This is a genomic window from Cytobacillus sp. BC1816 (assembly GCF_051353635.1).
GTDB classification, from domain to species: domain Bacteria; phylum Bacillota; class Bacilli; order Bacillales; family Cytobacillaceae; genus Cytobacillus; species Cytobacillus oceanisediminis_C.
This window is the reverse complement of record NZ_CP195611.1, coordinates 4793314-4809205: the sequence shown is the minus strand read 5'-3', so window position 1 is coordinate 4809205 and position 15892 is coordinate 4793314. Positions and strand designations below refer to the sequence as shown.

The following is a 15892-nucleotide window of genomic DNA, read 5'->3' as shown; positions in this document are numbered from 1 at the left end:
TCAATATTTAGAACTGTCTAAATATTGATTGACTAACAATCTAGCAATTTGTAAAATATAACTATTAATACCAATTTTGTAAAAGGAGGCAGGTCTTGTCTTAGGAATATTGTACTAAGGTCAATTGTACATAGCATTCTTATAATTTAAAGGATAATGGGGGAAGAAAAAAGTTGAAAAAACAAAATAGGAAAAAAGCCGGTAAAATTGCTTCATATGCCCTTACTTCTGCATTAGTTCTATCAAGCTTCAGCTACACAGCTTCTGCAACTACTAAAAGTTCAAATGACTTCTACGACCAAAAAATTAGCCAAGTTAAAGAATTGAAAGCAGAGACATTAAAGAAAACAGAACTTAAAGATAAGACTCTTAAAACCGAATTAAAGGCTTCTGATAAAGTACGCGTAATTGTTGAACTTGACGGAAAAACACCACTAGAGACTGCAACTGAAGAAGGAAAACTTTACAAAGAATTATCAGAATCGACAAAAGAATCACTAGCTTCAAAAGTGATAAAACAGCAAAGTTCGGTAAAAAGTGCGATTAAATCAAAGGGCGTAAAATTTGAATATCTTAAAAACTTCTCTACCGCTTTTAATGGATTCAGCGGTGAAGTAAAATACGGGGAAGTCGCTAAAATCGAAGGCTTATCCGGTGTTAAAGCTGTTTATTTAGCCAATGCTTACAACCGTCCAGAAGTAGAGCCTAACATGAAGACAAGCCACAGCTTTATCCAATCAGCTTCTACTTGGGGAGATGCCGGATATAAAGGCGAAGGTATGATTGTTTCTGTAATTGATACAGGTGTCGATCCTTCACATAAAGATTTCCAGAATATTGATAAAACCAATGCTGATCTGGAAAAGAGCGAAGTAGATGCTCTTGTTAAAGAAGACGGCCTAAAAGGTAAATATTATTCAGATAAAGTGCCTTATGGCTATAACTACTATGACGGCAATGATACCATTTTAGACCTAGGACCTGCTGCCTCCATGCATGGTATGCACGTAGCCGGTACAGTAGCAGCAAATGGAGACGAAAAAACTGGAGGCATCAAGGGTGTCGCTCCAGAAGCACAGGTTCTTGGCATGAAAGTATTCAGTAACGATCCAAATTATCCGTCCACTTGGTCTGATGTTTATTTAGCAGCCATTGATGATTCTATTAAACTCGGTGCAGATGTATTAAATATGAGCTTAGGTTCAACAGCTGCCTTTTATGAGGAAAATGGAGCCGAAGATGTTGCGATTACAAGAGCTGTAGAAAACGGAATTGTAGCAGCTGTTTCTGCGGGTAACTCTGCACATCTGGGAAGCGGTTGGGATGCACCATACGCAAAAAACCCGGATATTGGGGTTGTTGGATCTCCAGGGTTAAATCCGGATACACTGCAGGTTGCTGCTTCAGGTAATGTTGCATACTTGTACCAGCATCAGGCAACAGTAGGCGGAAAGACATTTACAGGCTATGGAGTGGATGATTGGTCCAGTCTGGCTGCTTCCGGTTTAGAGCTTGTAAGCTTATCACAGGCAAATGGTGTCACAGAAGAAAGCGGAAAGGCTTGTAAGGTTTGCGGAAACCCTTCTGATTACCAAGGTGTCGATGTAAAAGGTAAGATTGTCGTTGTTAAGCGCGGAAGTCTATCATTCTTCGATAAAACAGTAAACGCTGCAGAAGCAGGCGCAGCAGGAATCATTGTATATGATTCTGGAGCAGGAACATTCTATGAAAACCAGGGCGGCTGGAATGTGCCGTTTATGATGATTTCAGCTGGCGATGGGGAAGAATTGGAAAAAGCTATTGCGAATGGCGATGCAACTGCTTCTGTTGCCCAAACAAGCAAAAAAGAAGATCCGGTAATGGGCCGTATGACTGACTTCACTTCATGGGGTGTTACGCCTGATTTGAGATTGAAGCCGGAAATCACAGCTCCTGGCGGAAATATTTACTCTACAGTAAATGATGATAAATATACGGTAATGAGCGGAACTTCCATGGCAGCTCCTCATGTTGCCGGCGGATCTGCGTTGGTTCAGCAATTCCTGCAAGAGGATGACAGATTCTCTGATCTGGATTTTGAACAGCGCACTCGATTGGCTAAAGTTCTTTTGGTAAATACTGCGAAAACAATTGATGATGTTCATGGCCAGCCTTTCTCACCTCGCCGTCAGGGTGCAGGCATGATGCAGACCTTCAGTGCAGTATCATCACCAGCCATTTTAACTGATCAGTCAACAGGGGAAGCGAAAGTAGAACTTCTTGACTTTAAAGAAACTAAATTTGAACTGCCTTTAGCGGTTACCAATATTTCTGAATCTGAAGAAGTTACTTATAACGTCAAAACACGTGTACTAGCTGATACAATTCAGCAGGTTGAAGGTGAAGAAGACCGCAATGCCCTAATTGCCGGTGACCTTACTGGTGTTGAAGTTGAAGGTCCTGAGACAGTGACAGTAGCTCCAGGTGAAACTGTAGAGTTCACAGTCACAGTTGATATCTCTAAAGCGAAACTTCCAGGTTTAGATAAAGATGGAAAGCCTCTTTCTCTCTACCTTAAAGAAGATATCTTTGTTGAAGGATTTGTGCATTTGGAAGATGCCAAGAAGGATAGTGCCAACCCAACACTGACTGTACCTTACTTAGGATTCTATGGTGAATGGGATCGCCCTGAAATCTTCGATGGCTTTAAGACTCTTGGGGAAAACAAATTCTATGATGCGTTCCCTATAGGTACAGATATGCTAGTCGAAAATGGCGATTATTTCGCAGATTTGTTAAAAGTAGATGGCAAGGATGTATATGCATTTTCACCTAATGGCGATGGCAACCTTGACGATATCAATGCTCTTCCAGCTATGCTTCGTAATGCCAAGGAATTGCAGACGAATATCCTTGATAAAGATGGAAAGCAGGTAGCAAGAGTAAATCTTGAATCAAATGTCAGAAAGAATTGGTTTGATTCCGGCGATACCAATCCTTATGACTTTAACCCTGAACGCGCCTGGGATGGAAAAGTCAAAGGAAAAGCGGCGGAAGATGGTTTATATTACTATGAGCTAAAAGGAAAAGTTCATTACGAGGGTGCTGAATGGCAAACCAAGAAAGTGCCTGTATACGTAGATAATACAGCTCCTAAGCTTGAGGCTGAATATGATGCTGAAACCAAAACAGTAAGCTGGGAAGCTTCTGATGCCGGTGTTGGTATTGCGGCTTATGCTGTGTTTGTAAATGGAGTGAAAGTAGCTGATGCTGCTGCAGATAAAACAAGTGTTGTTCTTGATTCTATTCCTGAAAAAGCTGTTGTGGAAGTAGCTGCTGTCGATAAGGTGTATAATGTGTCCTTCGATGAAGTAGCTGTAGGGGATTCTGGACTTCCGATTATTGATGTCTCTACAGATGAACTTGTTCCATTTGGACAATACAATACTCGTTCGATCACATTCTCTGGACTGGTACATGAGGATATCGCCCTTAAGTCACTAACTGTAAATGGCAAGGATGTTTCATTCAAGCAAAACGACAAAGGGGAGTATGAATTTACTGCAACTGTTACGTTTGAACAGGATGGAAAATATGATGTCCAAATCGTAGCAAAAGACGTTTCCGGAAAAGAGTTTTCATTTGCCCGTAAGATCATGATTGATACAACCAGCCCTGTGTTAAACACAGATGCTCCTAGATTTGTTGATAAAGAAGTTGACGAAGTTATATTCAATGTTGATATTGAAGATAACTTTAATGCCTTCACATTATTATTAGATGGTGAAAAGGTATTTGTTCAGCAGATGGAAGAATTGGCTGAGCCTGATACGGCCACTGCGGAAGTTACTGTACCTGTAAAAGAAGGGGATAACTCCTTCACACTAACTCTTGTAGATGGTGCAGGAAATACAACTGAACAGGTAGTAGACATTTACCGCAATGAAGACGCAGAGCGTGTGAATCGCCTTTCTGGTTCTGACCGTTATGTAACTGCAGTCGAAATCAGCAAGAAGGGCTGGACCGAAGCGGATACTGTTGTATTGGCACGCGGTGATAACTATGCCGATGCTCTTGCAGGTATTCCGTTAGCTAAGAAAAATGATGCTCCATTGCTATTAACAAAACCAAATAGTCTTTCGGATGCAACAAAGGCTGAAATTGAGCGCCTAGGTGCTAAGAATGTAATTATACTTGGAGGTAAAGGTGCTGTAAGTGAAGTAATCGCTCAGGATTTAGAAGATTCTGGATTGAATGTTGAGCGTTTATCCGGTAAAGACCGATTTGCAACAGCTGCTGCCATTGCGTATGAAGTAGCTCCTGAAGGGGCAGAAGAAGTTGTTGTGGTTAGAGGCAAGGACTTCCCGGATGCTCTATCTGCTGCTGCCTATGCGGCTTCAAATGGAATGCCGATTCTCTTAACTGAAATGTATAGTCTACCATCGGTAACTAGTGCTGCGATCAGAGATTTAGGTGCTTCCAAGTCACTGGTAATTGGCGGAACTGGAGTTGTATCTTTCTCAGTAGCAAGTGAATTGCCTAACCCTTACCGTATTGGCGGGAAGACTCGTTATGAAACTTCTTTAAATGTTGCCAAGCATTTTGATAACGGCGCTTACGAGTATTATGTAGCAACTGGAAAGCAGTTTGCCGATGCTCTTGCGGGTGCTGCTTTAGCTGCCAAGAATGATACAGGCATTTTGTTAACTGATGCTAACTTGCCAGCAGAGACAGAAGCTTTCCTTGCTGAAGAATCCGTGGAAAAGGTTACGGTACTTGGTGGAAAAGGTGCTGTTAGCGAGACTGTATTTACTAAGTTAAAAAACCTATTTAAGTGATGGAATAAAAAGGAAGGCTGACTCATTTGAGTCAGCCTTCTTTACTTTCTAGAGGATGATCAGGATTGCGTCCCCTTCTTAAATGCTCTCTTTTTTGAACAATATATCCAAGGGTCACGCCATAAAGAAGCCACATCGGCCAATAATAAAATAAATTGCTTGGCCCTAGACATCCTATTGAAAACCCGATATAACTTAGAAGAAGAGTCAATGCCAATTTATTATTTCTTTTATCAGACCAATAAATAAGGTATAACTGGACTAAAATATAACCAAAGAAGACGCAATATCCGGCAAATATTAATAGGCCATAGTTTGTAAGAATTTCAAGCCACCAATTATGGGGATTTATAAATCCTAACGTATTAAATATGGGATAAATATGGTACTGGAAGTTTCCTGGGCCTACTCCTAACATAAAGGATTGAAATGTTGCATAGAGACCATTTAAATATAAATTTATGCGTGTGTACTCTGATCCATAGCCTCCCTTTATTCCTTCAAATATAGAAGCATTTGGAAGAGAGTATACAATTCCGGCTGCCGCAAGAAAAAGAAGCGGGCTGAACAAAAGTAATAGACGTGTGCCATGTTTAATCAAATCTTTACATGAAAGCAATGCAAATAGCAGGATTTGCAATAGCATCGCTATTACGCTTAATCTGGCGTCATTTAGGTAAGTAATTAAAAGAAGAGCGAGTATTAAAATGATATTCGTCAATTTAACTAGCAAAGGCTTTTTCAGTAAACCAGATAAATAAAATGGAAGCAGGATTACTAAAAACAAAGCTAAGTCATTTTCATTATAGAAAAAACCTGTTGCCCTCCGATAATCTATATCTGAAAATCTTTCAGCTTCAATCACAAATCGGGATGTTGGGAGATGAACGTCAAATGTATATTCCAAGATGGAAATAAGGACAAGTACAACTCCAATAAGCCAGAAGGTAGTTGTAATCACTGAGCTCTTTAGGTTTTGCAGTAAAAATACCAGTACTAAAATTAATAATAGAAAGACCGCGAAGTAATAAAGCTCTTTGATCGCTGTGCCTTTATTGCCTGTCCAAATCAATGATAAGGCACCATAGTAAAACCATATCCCCAGAAACGTTAATGGGATCCTAATATGGTCGGTATGAAATGGGTTTCTTTTAATAAAAATATGATCAAGCATTATGACGAAAAGGATTCCAATAACCACCCTTAACAAGGTCACTCTTAAGGGACCGATCGGAATATTGAAGAAAAATGGGTCTATAAAAATCAAAGCAAATAAGATTATATAAGCTGTGGTTTTCCAATTCATTTTGGGTACCTCTATACTAGCATCTGATATATTTTTAATATTTGTTCCGTTATTACATCCTCACTAAACCTTGCCGAACAATCCTTTTTAATTTCCTCAGGGTCATACGATGAATAGTTACTGTAGACACTTTGCATGGCTTGGCTCAATTCATTGATATCATCTACAGGTACAATAATTCCATTCTTTTCATTCACAATGGAGCTGGGTCCGCCAGAGTTCGTAGAGATTACCGGCTTTCCGCAGGCAAGAGCTTCAATCAAAACAACCCCGAAGGTCTCGAATTTGCTGGCAAGAACAAAAGTGTCACAGGCATTCATGTGGTGCACCACTTCTTTGCGATCCACTGCTCCAAGAAATTGAACTTGATTTTCCACTCCCAAAGATTTTGAAAGGGCCACTAATTCCTGCTTTTGGGCACCATCCCCTCCAATAAGCAATTCAGCCTCTTGATCTTTAAACCCTTTTGCAAAGCTTTTAATAAGAATGTCCATACCTTTATTAGGAGTTAACAAAGCTAGAGAGAAAAATCTGAATTTGTTAGTTTTTACAGACTGCTGCTTGCTTTCTTTTTGAAATCTCTTAAAGTCTACAATATTTGGGATTTCAATTATTTCTTTATCAGTATACTGATTGAGTGCGTTTTTTAAGCTTGGGCCTACGGAAATAATTTTATCCGTTAGTTTCATGGTGGCAGCAATTTCTTTCTCTTCATAAGGCTTAAGGACACCTCTGACAAGTTTGCTGGAGTGTTCAGTTATCACGACAGGTATGTTTTCTTCCTTTGCAATTTTTGCTGCCGCCCAGCCGCCCCACAAGCAGGAATGGGCATGAATAAGATCAGGTTTGTCTTCTGCTGCAATCATTTTTTTGTAAAGTGTCTTTAATCTTATATAGTATACAAACGCAGTGGCATATGGAATTCTCGCAGGGAAGGGATTATACCCTTTATAACGGTATGTCTTTAAACCATCCTCATTCTGAACTTGAATCCCTTTTTTCCAGCCGGTATTATAGGAACGCATCGTTTTGATCTCAGGGTAAAGAACTGTCACATCGCATCCGCTTTTTTGGATAGCTTTTGCCTGCTCCTTGAAGAATATGCCTAGTATAGGATTTTCTTTTATGGGGTACCAAGATGGGATGATTAAGACTTTCATTTTCTCTTTACCGCCTTATTAATTAGTTGTTTGAAAAGAGCCATATCTTCTTTCTGCAATAGGACAAGCTTGGAATAAGCTACACCTGTTTCCCGTTTGTATAAAACTATTTTAATCATGGTACTCAAGCTATAAGTAACTGAGGTACTGACAGCTGCACCGGCAATGCCGATTTTCGGTATGAGCACAAAATTCAGGATGATATTAGAAACAACGGTGAAAATGGAAGTATACATATTAAGCTCAGGTTTTCCTCTTCCGGCTAAATCGTTAGATAAAATTCTATCAACTGAAAACAAAACTATACCTGGAAGGAGCATCTTAAGAATATCGGAGCTTTCGTCATATGCAGCACCGAATAAAATCCGGAATATAAGATCACTGACAAAATAGAACACGATTCCGGACAAAATAGAAAAGAATAAAACATTTCTGCTTATAATGCTTGTTAATTTATTCTTGCTTTCAATATCATTTGAAGAAGAAATGACAGGATATAGCACAGAAGAAATGGATTGAGAGACAATCCATAATCTTTCTGCAATACTGACTGCGACCCCATAAAGCCCTACTGCAGCCGGATTTAAAAACATTGAAATAAGATAGATATCTGCCCGGTAATTGATAAAGGACAATACATTGCTGAAATGTGCTTTGAAACCGAATGAAAAAGAATCTTTGAAATAATCTCTTGATATCTTTCCTGCCAGCAGGTTGGTTTTCAAACTTTTCTTGAACAAAAAGAGTGTGACAGAAAATTGTGTGATCACTCCAACTGTAAAAGCAATTACTGTACCGACCAGACCTATTTGAAGTAAAAAGATAAATAGCACCAAGCTGATTAAAGCTGCCAGCTGCCGTAAAAGGGCAAGGGAATTATAAGACTTAAAATCCTGAACGCCCTGAAAAATGACCAGATAGAATTCATTAAGCATAAGCAGTGGCATAATCATCAGGATAATATAAAGATAGTCCTGTGGCACTCCTTCAAAGAACTTGTCTGAAAAAAACATGACAACGACGAAGCCTATAATAATAGAAACAAGGCTAAGAACAATTCCTGAAGCGGTATTTGTTTTAATAATATCTTTAATCTCATATTTATTTTGTCCAACATAATATACACTGGATGTTCCTACTCCAAAATTCAGCAATGTCATTAGGGTAGTTGGAAGCAATACAATTAATTGATAAAGCCCGTTCCCCTCAGGACCCAATGATCTTGCAATTATAATAGAAGCCAGCAGCCCCAGCAGAATTCCGGAGATTTGTCTCGTCAATGTCATAACTGTATTTTTAATAAAAGAATTACTCATATTAGCACCTTCTGTTGTAAAACCGAGAAAACCCTTAAAAATACCAGAGGCATCAAGGATTTTAAGGGTTTGAATGTTATATTATTCTTGACGCTGGGATAATGCGCGTCGGGCGTTGATGATATATTTCCAAAGGACTAATAGGACAAGCATTAATTGAAAGCCAAAGGCGCCTGCCAATAGGGCGTTTTTGAGAAGATTGTTATTAGATGACTGTATTGTTTTGACATCACTTTTCTTTGGTTCTTCTAATAAAGCTAAATCATATTCGGCTTCATGAAAATCGGCTCTATACTTATCAACCATATCCATCTTATTAATTAAAATCTCAGAATAACTGATAAGCTTACTATCATTCGAAGTTTCTTGAATTAGCTGTTCATATTGTGTAATGGACTCTTCTGTTTTCTTCACTTTTTCTTCAAGGGCATTTCTATATTTATCCATGGCATCATGTAGTTCATCAAAGTCATCTTTCAAGTCATTTTTATATTGTTCAGCCACTTTATTCAGGTTAGTTTCTACTGCTTCCTTGTCCTTTCCACTTAAGCTTAAAGTAATCTGGAACGGATCAGCTTTGACATTTAGGGAATTTTTGAATTCATCCGGAAGCTCCTTTTTATACCTGCCTGTAATTAAATCTGGCTTCGAGAGTTCATCATTATTTCCATTTCCGGTAAAAACTAGTGCTGTTGATGTATAGACTGTCGGTCTTGTATAACTTAGCGCCGCGCCAATCACCATGCACAAAATAGTAAAACCGATCAGCAAAAGCTTCTTTTTCCAAATGAACTTGATATAGTCGTAAACAGGATATTTAATCTTCTCCATTAATAATTCTCCTTATAATTATCAAAATAAAAACATTTTTATCTTACCATAGATATCTTAAATAATTCCACCGACTGCATAATGATATGGGGAATTTGTTTATCAGAAATTCCCAAGTGCTGGAGCCGGGAGTAATAAATGTCAAAATTGAACAAATAACCCTTACATGCTCGTCTAACTATTGAAAGGGGGATGCAAATGAATGCCGAAAAGATAGATCTGGGCAATCCTGAAAATAATATTAAACAAATAATAGAAGAGCTTATGATTGAGTATGGAAGTGAACTGACCTTTCTTGCCTATTCATATGTAAAGAACGCTGAGGAGGCAAAAGATATTGTACAGAACGTTTTTGTAGCTGCATTCCAGCATTTGTCGGAATTTAGAGGTGACAGTTCGATTAAAACCTGGCTTTACCGGGTTACGATCAATAAGTGCAAAGATCACCTGAAAAGCTCTTTGTTTAAGCGTGTGGTACTCTTTGGCTCCACTCCCGAAACAAACAAAAAGGAAGCTCCTATAGATGAAAATTATCTGGATAAGGAAGCTTCTAATACAATCAAAAAAGCTGTTTTTACATTAAAGCTAAAGTATCGGGAAGTCATATTGATGAGATATTATCAGGATTTAAGCATAAAGGAAATCTCCCTTATTCTCAATCTTCCGGAACCAACTGTGCATACCAGGCTTCGCAGGGCCAAGGAGCAGCTGGCCCCTATATTGGAAAAGGAGGTACTCACGTATGAATGATCCTTACAATCAAATACATAAAATGCTGTCAGAAGAAGAAAGGGAAAAGTTAAGGTTCACTGCAGATGACCGAAAGGCTGTTTTTAATAAAATGGAAGAATGTAAGGAACAGCCAAAAAAGAAAAATAAAGTTCAGGCCGCTGCTGCCTATATTCTAACACCTATTGCACTTGCCGTTCTAATCGTAGCCATCATGCTGCAAACGCCAATGAAACAGGAAGTAATCACAGCCTTGCCATTTCTTCAAACCTATTTTTCAAAATATGGAGATGAAGGGCAAAAGGAGGCTGTGAAAGAGAGCAAAGTCCAGGTTATTAATCAATCAGCTGTTAGTGAGGGAGTCAGAATGACCATTCATGAAGTGCTTTATGATGGGGCAAGAATTTCTGTTGCTTATTCAATTGAACCAGAAGCTCAAAACTTGAAAGGGAAACTCCTCGATATTTTTTTGTTTGATATAAAGGTCAATGGTGAGAAAGTAAGGGAATATGGATTATCAGGCGGGATGGAGGATACGCAGGGAGATCAGGTGATTAAAGTGCAAAACTTAGAGATAAAACAGGATCTGCCAGACCAATTTACTTTAGATTTTGATATTCAGGAATTGATCGTCTCTAATCCTGAAAAAATGGAGTCAGAATATATCAAGGGTGAATGGGGGTTTTCCTTCCCGATAAAGAGAGTGGGGGAAGTCTACACGTTCCAGCCCCATTCAGCAAAAAATACGAATCTAGGGGAAATAAATGTTAACACGATTGCATTTGCTCCAAGTGGTGTTCTTTTAGAAATAGAACGGAAACAACCAACGGAACTGATCAATAATGGAAGAATGATAGATTATAAGCTGTTTGATGATAAAGGGAATGAAATAAAGCTAATTGGGGGTTCGAGTGATTCTTTTAGATATAAAGATGGTTTAGGAACAGGGAAGGGGAAGAGGCTATATTCTCCGGTGGAAAGTATACCAGAATCTATTACCCTAAAACCATACTATCGATTTTTTCATCCGGACCTAATCAAGGAATATACAACAGCCATTACAGGTGAGCTGCCCCTCTATTTGCCCCAAGGGGAAGATGGGGGAATTGTGGTAAATAAAATTGAAAGGAAACCAGATGAAGTATGGGTGTATTTCGATGTAGTGGGTGATTTTGCAGAGGAAAGAAAAAGTAATCTTTCTTTACAACTGGGAAAGGAAACAGCACCCGAAAAACGGATAAACGGTGATGGGGATATTAAAATTGATAAACGCAAAAATCAATTGATAAAATTTAAGACTTCGTACAGTGATGATTTATATTTCCTTACAACAAATTATATACCTGAATGGATTCCAGAATGGGAATTGAAGATTCCTATTAATAAGGAACAGCTTAAAAAACAGGAGAGAAAAAAATAGCTATAAATACTCTCTAATGAGTTTCTGATAATGGCAGAAACGCTTTTTATTCTTTAGGAAACAGATCTTTTAAGAGTTAAAAAATGTTAAAATGTTAGGAGTAATGAGTAAAAAATTTCTGTCGGATTCTTTTAAAATTGACTGGTGTCCTTAATTTTTTTATAGGAGGTAGCAAGTATTGCCTGATTGGTCTTATCGAACTATTTTTCGACCTTTGCTATTCAGCCTTCCTGCTGAACTTTCCAGAGATTTAACTCTGCAAACATTTGGAATGCTGGGAAAGCTTCCATTTGGATCTTTTATTATTCGAACGATGGGTCATATGGAAATGTCCTCTATATTGCAGGGCAATTTAGAGCAAATACATATAAAATACCCTGTTGGTCTTAGCGGAGGAATTGATCCTCATGTTAAAGCCCATAAGGCTATATCTGAAATTGGTTTTGGCTTTATAGAGGTCGGGCCAGTCACTTTGAATAAAACAAATTGCGAACAGCCCATTCTCCGAGATAAAGAAAAAGAAGCTATTATTTACCCAGATCCTTATGCAAATGATGGAGCGGATAAAATCCTCGAGCGTTTAAAAATAGACTGTACTAAGTTGCCGTTAATGTTTCGGCTAAGGCATTCATCGGGGAGTAACTTGAAAGAAGCCTTTGAAGAAATATGCACACTAAGTGGGAAAGTTTCCGGGTATGCCTCAGGTTACTATCTGGATATTCTTGATGAACTCAGGAGCATAGATGAGACTATTAAGCTATGCCAGAGGCTGATTCACTTTTACAGCAGCCGTCCAGAGAAAAAACCTATTCTCATATATATCCCTTTAGACTTGCCTGCTAATGAATTAACCGCCTTATTACACTCAATCCCTCTGAAAGGATTTTCCGGTTTTATTATAGGAGATTCCATTCAAACTAGCAGGGGGCATGAAGTGGCCAAGGCAGGCAAGAATCCTAGTATCGAGAAAATTGCCGTCATTAGAAAACATTTTGGGAAGGAAAAGACGGTCATCGCCTCAAGTGGTGTTCATGAGCCGCTGGATGCTTTAGATTTGATCGAAACAGGTGCGGATTTTATCCAATTGCACAGCGGGTTAGTATACTCTGGACCAGGACTTCCAAAGCGTGTGAATGAAGTTATCTTGTATGAACGCTCCCGTTCAGTTAAACCTGATGCTGCCGCTTCCTTCTGGAGATATTGGGGATGGATGTGCTTGCTGGGGATAGGCATGATAGTGGGCGGAATTATTGCCTGGATAATTGCTCTAACATCCGTTTTACTGCCATATGACGAAGCCTTTTTAGGCATGCAGACTGATGAAATAAAGGATATCTATCCTCAACTGATTAAGTTTATGTCCCATGATCGCATTACACTGGCAGGTACCATGATTTCCATTGGCATCCTTTATTTTATATTAGGACGATTTGGCCTAAGATATGAGCTTCATTGGGCGAAAACAGCTTTGCTTGCTTCTGGAATTGTAGGTTTTATCAGTTTTTTCCTCTATTTAGGGCATGGTTATTTTGATCCTTTGCATGCTCTGGCTGCGGTTCTGCTATTGCCCATGTTTGTTCTTGCAATGCGAAGCAAAGGAAACCAAACTTTGAAAGGGCAGCCAAATCTTGTTAATGATCGAAATTGGCTTCTCGCACAGTGGGGACAATTCATGTTTGTCATTTTGGGAATTGCTTTCGCAATTGGCGGGCTGACTATTTCCTATGTAGGAATCACCGATGTATTTGTAAAAGAGGATTTATGTTACCTGCAAATACCAACAGATCAATTAATACAGACAAACGAACGCCTGCTTTCTCTTATTGCCCATGACAGGGCAGGGTTTGGCGGAGCCTTATTATCGAATTCAATTGCGCTTCTTGCCACGGCTCTTTGGGGAATTCAGCAGGGAAAGCGATGGGTTTGGTGGATGTTTCTGCTTGGAGGGTTTCCTGGATTTCTTGGAGCTTTTAGTGTCCATTGGATGATTGGCTACAATGATTTTATCCATCTATTGCCTGCGTATTTTGCAGTAGCTCTATATGCAGCAGGCCTTGTCCTCCTTTTTCCATACTTAATGGGTGACCCGAAAATTATAGAATATAAGTCCTCACTATTGCATAGAGCGGAAAATATTTAAAGGCGGGCATAAGCCCGCCTTACTTCATTTCAAATACTTTTCTTATTAGATTATTCTCCAGCAAGAACTTAGAGTCCTGAATGTCATTAGTGAGTTTATTATACACCCTCCTGCAAGACTCTATGTCAGCTTTTTTCCCAGTTCTGTTATTCATGCAAGTCCCCGATTCAAATTTGCCATCATGGGATGCAATGTAATCATATTCATCTGTAAAATAAGTGAATCTGGTTGTTTCGTATGCAAATCCTGCAAAACCTTCTTTCTTCAAGTCCAGAGATTCACCAAACTGAACGAGAGGGCCTTCAATTCCCAAAAGAGTAGAGATAGTTGGATAAATATCCATTTGGCTTGCAGTAATTGTATTAACCTGGCTGGTTATCTGACCTGGATGATGAATGATAAGGGGAATCCTGAATCGTTCCTTCTCATCAAACGTAACACCAAGAAGCTTTTTTATTTCAGCTTCATTTTTAGGGATTAGTCCGTAATGGTCACCGTACATGACAAATATGGTCTCTTCCCAAAGATTTTCTTCTTTAAGTTCATCAATGAAACTGCCTAAGGCCCTGTCAAAATAATGAACACTTTGAAGGTAATTTCCTGTAGGGGTATCTTTGAACTCAGCCGGTAAATCGAGGTATTGCTGTTCGATTGGCAATTCAAAAGGTCTATGGACTGACAGCGTAACAATAAAGTTATAAAATGGTTTTTCCATTTCTTTATAAAGTTCTGCCATTTGATTAAATATGCTCTCATCTGAGATTCCCATCCCGATTATATTACTGCGGTCAATCTCAGGATGATTGATATGATAAAACTGATCATATCCCTGTTCGCGGTATGCTTCCTGTCTATTCCAGAAGTCCGCGCTATTTCCGTGCGTGGCACTAGCCGAATATCCCATTTTATTAAGGGCGACAGGCAGTGACAGATATTTGTTTTCGGGATATGTCTGATAAACTCCCTTTGCAGCTATCGGGTACATTGAATTATTGGCAATAAACTCTGCATCTGAAGTATTGCCCCTTCCAATTTGAAGGTAAGTGTTCGGGTAATAGCTGCTGGACTCTATCAATGAATCAATGTTCGGAGTAATTTTCTGACCGTTAATATTCATGCCGATTGGGAAGGTGTTAAGGGATTCAGCCTGAACCATTATAAGGTTCTTGCCTTTATACTTGCCAAAGATTGCAGACTCTGCCGGTGTCTCAAATTTATCTTCAAACTTTTTCTTGAGTTTCCCCAGCTGTTCTTTTTGCCGCTGTGCATACTCATCCGCCAGTGCTTTCTCACGATAACTTTGGGCCACATCATAAAGATGGGCAGGGATAATCCCTGTTAAAGATACTTTATATTGATCAGTGTGTGTTGGCTGAAGTGGAAGAAATGCCGCCGTTAAAAGCACGGCCATACCGACTCCCCCCGCTGCAGCAGAATGTTTTAAGCGGCTGTCTAAAGACAAGTTCTTTTTGTAAATAAAATAGAAGCAGACAGCAAGAACGGGAAGGTCTGCCCAGTAAAGCAAATCGCTTTTATACATTAATGAGACAACCGAATCTGCGATTTCTCCAAGCTGATTTGCCTGGCCTGCAAGTTCGATATGAAGGATTGCGTCGTAATATCTTTCGTATACAACATCTGCATATAGAAGGAAAGACATAAGAAAGTAAATGAAAAATGCTGAGATACTCCCTAATAAGGATTTCTTGGCAAAAAAAACAGCAGCTATAACCATGCTGAATCCGGTCGAAGAGAACAAGATGAACTTTTTATGCGGGCTCAATTCCAGCTCATCTATAAAATAGAGGGTTTTTAAAAACCATAAGACTGTTATTATTCCTATTAATATAGCAGGTAAAAACCAAAATGATTTATTTGATTGGTATTTCATAATTCACACCCTTTAATTACTAGTTTAGTAGAATTTGTAATCAAATATTAACAAAATAACACAGTAAATTAAAGGGAAATTAACAATATCTTTACAAATAGGATCAGTTAATAATAATGAATATTCAGATTGCGGTAATTAAAATGTAAAGAAAACAAAGAGGTTTTAATTGTTTTTAATATGTATGCAATGGACTTGTCCTTATTTATTTACTAAAATGGGACAAGAGTTCAGAATAATTTTGAGGAAATCTTGAATAGTTGAAACTTTTTTCGATAAGGT

The 15892-nt window shown here is 38.8% G+C and carries 9 protein-coding genes; 4 read left to right on the top strand and 5 right to left on the bottom strand.

From position 1 onward, the window contains the following. Positions 1–173: 173 nt before the first annotated feature. Positions 174–4817, top strand: coding sequence for a cell wall-binding repeat-containing protein (locus ACR42H_RS24375; RefSeq protein WP_436373733.1), 4644 nt, complete (start codon positions 174–176; stop codon positions 4815–4817). Between the two features lie 31 nt (positions 4818–4848). Here the strand turns inward: ACR42H_RS24375 and ACR42H_RS24370 are convergent, their stop codons facing one another. From ACR42H_RS24370 to ACR42H_RS24355, 4 genes are all read right to left on the bottom strand, one after another. After that, a complete protein-coding gene (locus ACR42H_RS24370) occupies positions 4849–6123 on the bottom strand; it encodes an O-antigen ligase family protein (RefSeq protein WP_436373731.1) in 1275 nt (424 codons plus the stop codon). A gap of 11 nt (positions 6124–6134) precedes the next feature. After that, positions 6135–7283, bottom strand: a complete 1149-nt coding sequence (locus ACR42H_RS24365) for a glycosyltransferase (protein ID WP_436373729.1) — start codon at positions 7281–7283, stop codon at positions 6135–6137. Further along, positions 7280–8599 carry a flippase gene (locus ACR42H_RS24360; protein WP_436373727.1) on the bottom strand — a complete coding sequence of 440 codons (1320 nt, stop codon included), beginning with the start codon at positions 8597–8599 and terminating at the stop codon, positions 7280–7282. The genes ACR42H_RS24365 and ACR42H_RS24360 overlap by 4 nt, the downstream gene beginning before the upstream one ends. 81 nt (positions 8600–8680) lie before the next feature. Next, complete coding sequence (locus ACR42H_RS24355) at positions 8681–9430, bottom strand: Wzz/FepE/Etk N-terminal domain-containing protein (RefSeq protein ID WP_436373725.1); 750 nt, start codon at positions 9428–9430, stop codon at positions 8681–8683. Positions 9431–9628: 198 nt separating this feature from the next. Between ACR42H_RS24355 and ACR42H_RS24350 the strand changes: the two genes are divergently transcribed. From ACR42H_RS24350 to ACR42H_RS24340, 3 genes are all read left to right on the top strand, one after another. Further along, on the top strand, positions 9629–10180 hold the full coding sequence (locus ACR42H_RS24350; RefSeq protein WP_436373723.1) for a sigma-70 family RNA polymerase sigma factor: 552 nt from the start codon (positions 9629–9631) through the stop codon (positions 10178–10180). Beyond that, positions 10173–11579: a DUF4179 domain-containing protein gene (locus ACR42H_RS24345; RefSeq protein ID WP_436373721.1), complete on the top strand. Its 1407-nt coding sequence runs from the start codon at positions 10173–10175 to the stop codon at positions 11577–11579. Before ACR42H_RS24350 ends, ACR42H_RS24345 begins: the two co-directional genes overlap by 8 nt. Before the next feature lie 178 nt (positions 11580–11757). Next, entirely contained in the window at positions 11758–13719 is a 1962-nt protein-coding gene (locus ACR42H_RS24340) for a hypothetical protein (protein ID WP_436373719.1), read from the top strand. A 19-nt stretch (positions 13720–13738) separates the two neighbouring features. On the opposite strand, the gene ACR42H_RS24335 is transcribed toward ACR42H_RS24340, so the two are convergent. Beyond that, on the bottom strand, positions 13739–15379 hold the full coding sequence (locus ACR42H_RS24335; RefSeq protein ID WP_436373717.1) for an LTA synthase family protein: 1641 nt from the start codon (positions 15377–15379) through the stop codon (positions 13739–13741). Between the last annotated feature and the right edge of the window lie 513 nt (positions 15380–15892).

Excerpts from the sequence above, each read along its gene's own strand:
- ACR42H_RS24370 (WP_436373731.1), bottom strand. The coding sequence starts at position 6,123 with ATGAATTGGAAAACCACAGCTTATATAATCTTATTTGCTTTGATTTTT.
- ACR42H_RS24365 (WP_436373729.1), bottom strand. The coding sequence starts at position 7,283 with ATGAAAGTCTTAATCATCCCATCTTGGTACCCCATAAAAGAAAATCCT.
- ACR42H_RS24360 (WP_436373727.1), bottom strand. The coding sequence starts at position 8,599 with ATGAGTAATTCTTTTATTAAAAATACAGTTATGACATTGACGAGACAA.
- ACR42H_RS24355 (WP_436373725.1), bottom strand. The coding sequence starts at position 9,430 with ATGGAGAAGATTAAATATCCTGTTTACGACTATATCAAGTTCATTTGG.
- ACR42H_RS24350 (WP_436373723.1), top strand. The coding sequence starts at position 9,629 with ATGAATGCCGAAAAGATAGATCTGGGCAATCCTGAAAATAATATTAAA.
- ACR42H_RS24345 (WP_436373721.1), top strand. The coding sequence starts at position 10,173 with ATGAATGATCCTTACAATCAAATACATAAAATGCTGTCAGAAGAAGAA.
- ACR42H_RS24335 (WP_436373717.1), bottom strand. The coding sequence starts at position 15,379 with ATGTCTTTCCTTCTATATGCAGATGTTGTATACGAAAGATATTACGAC.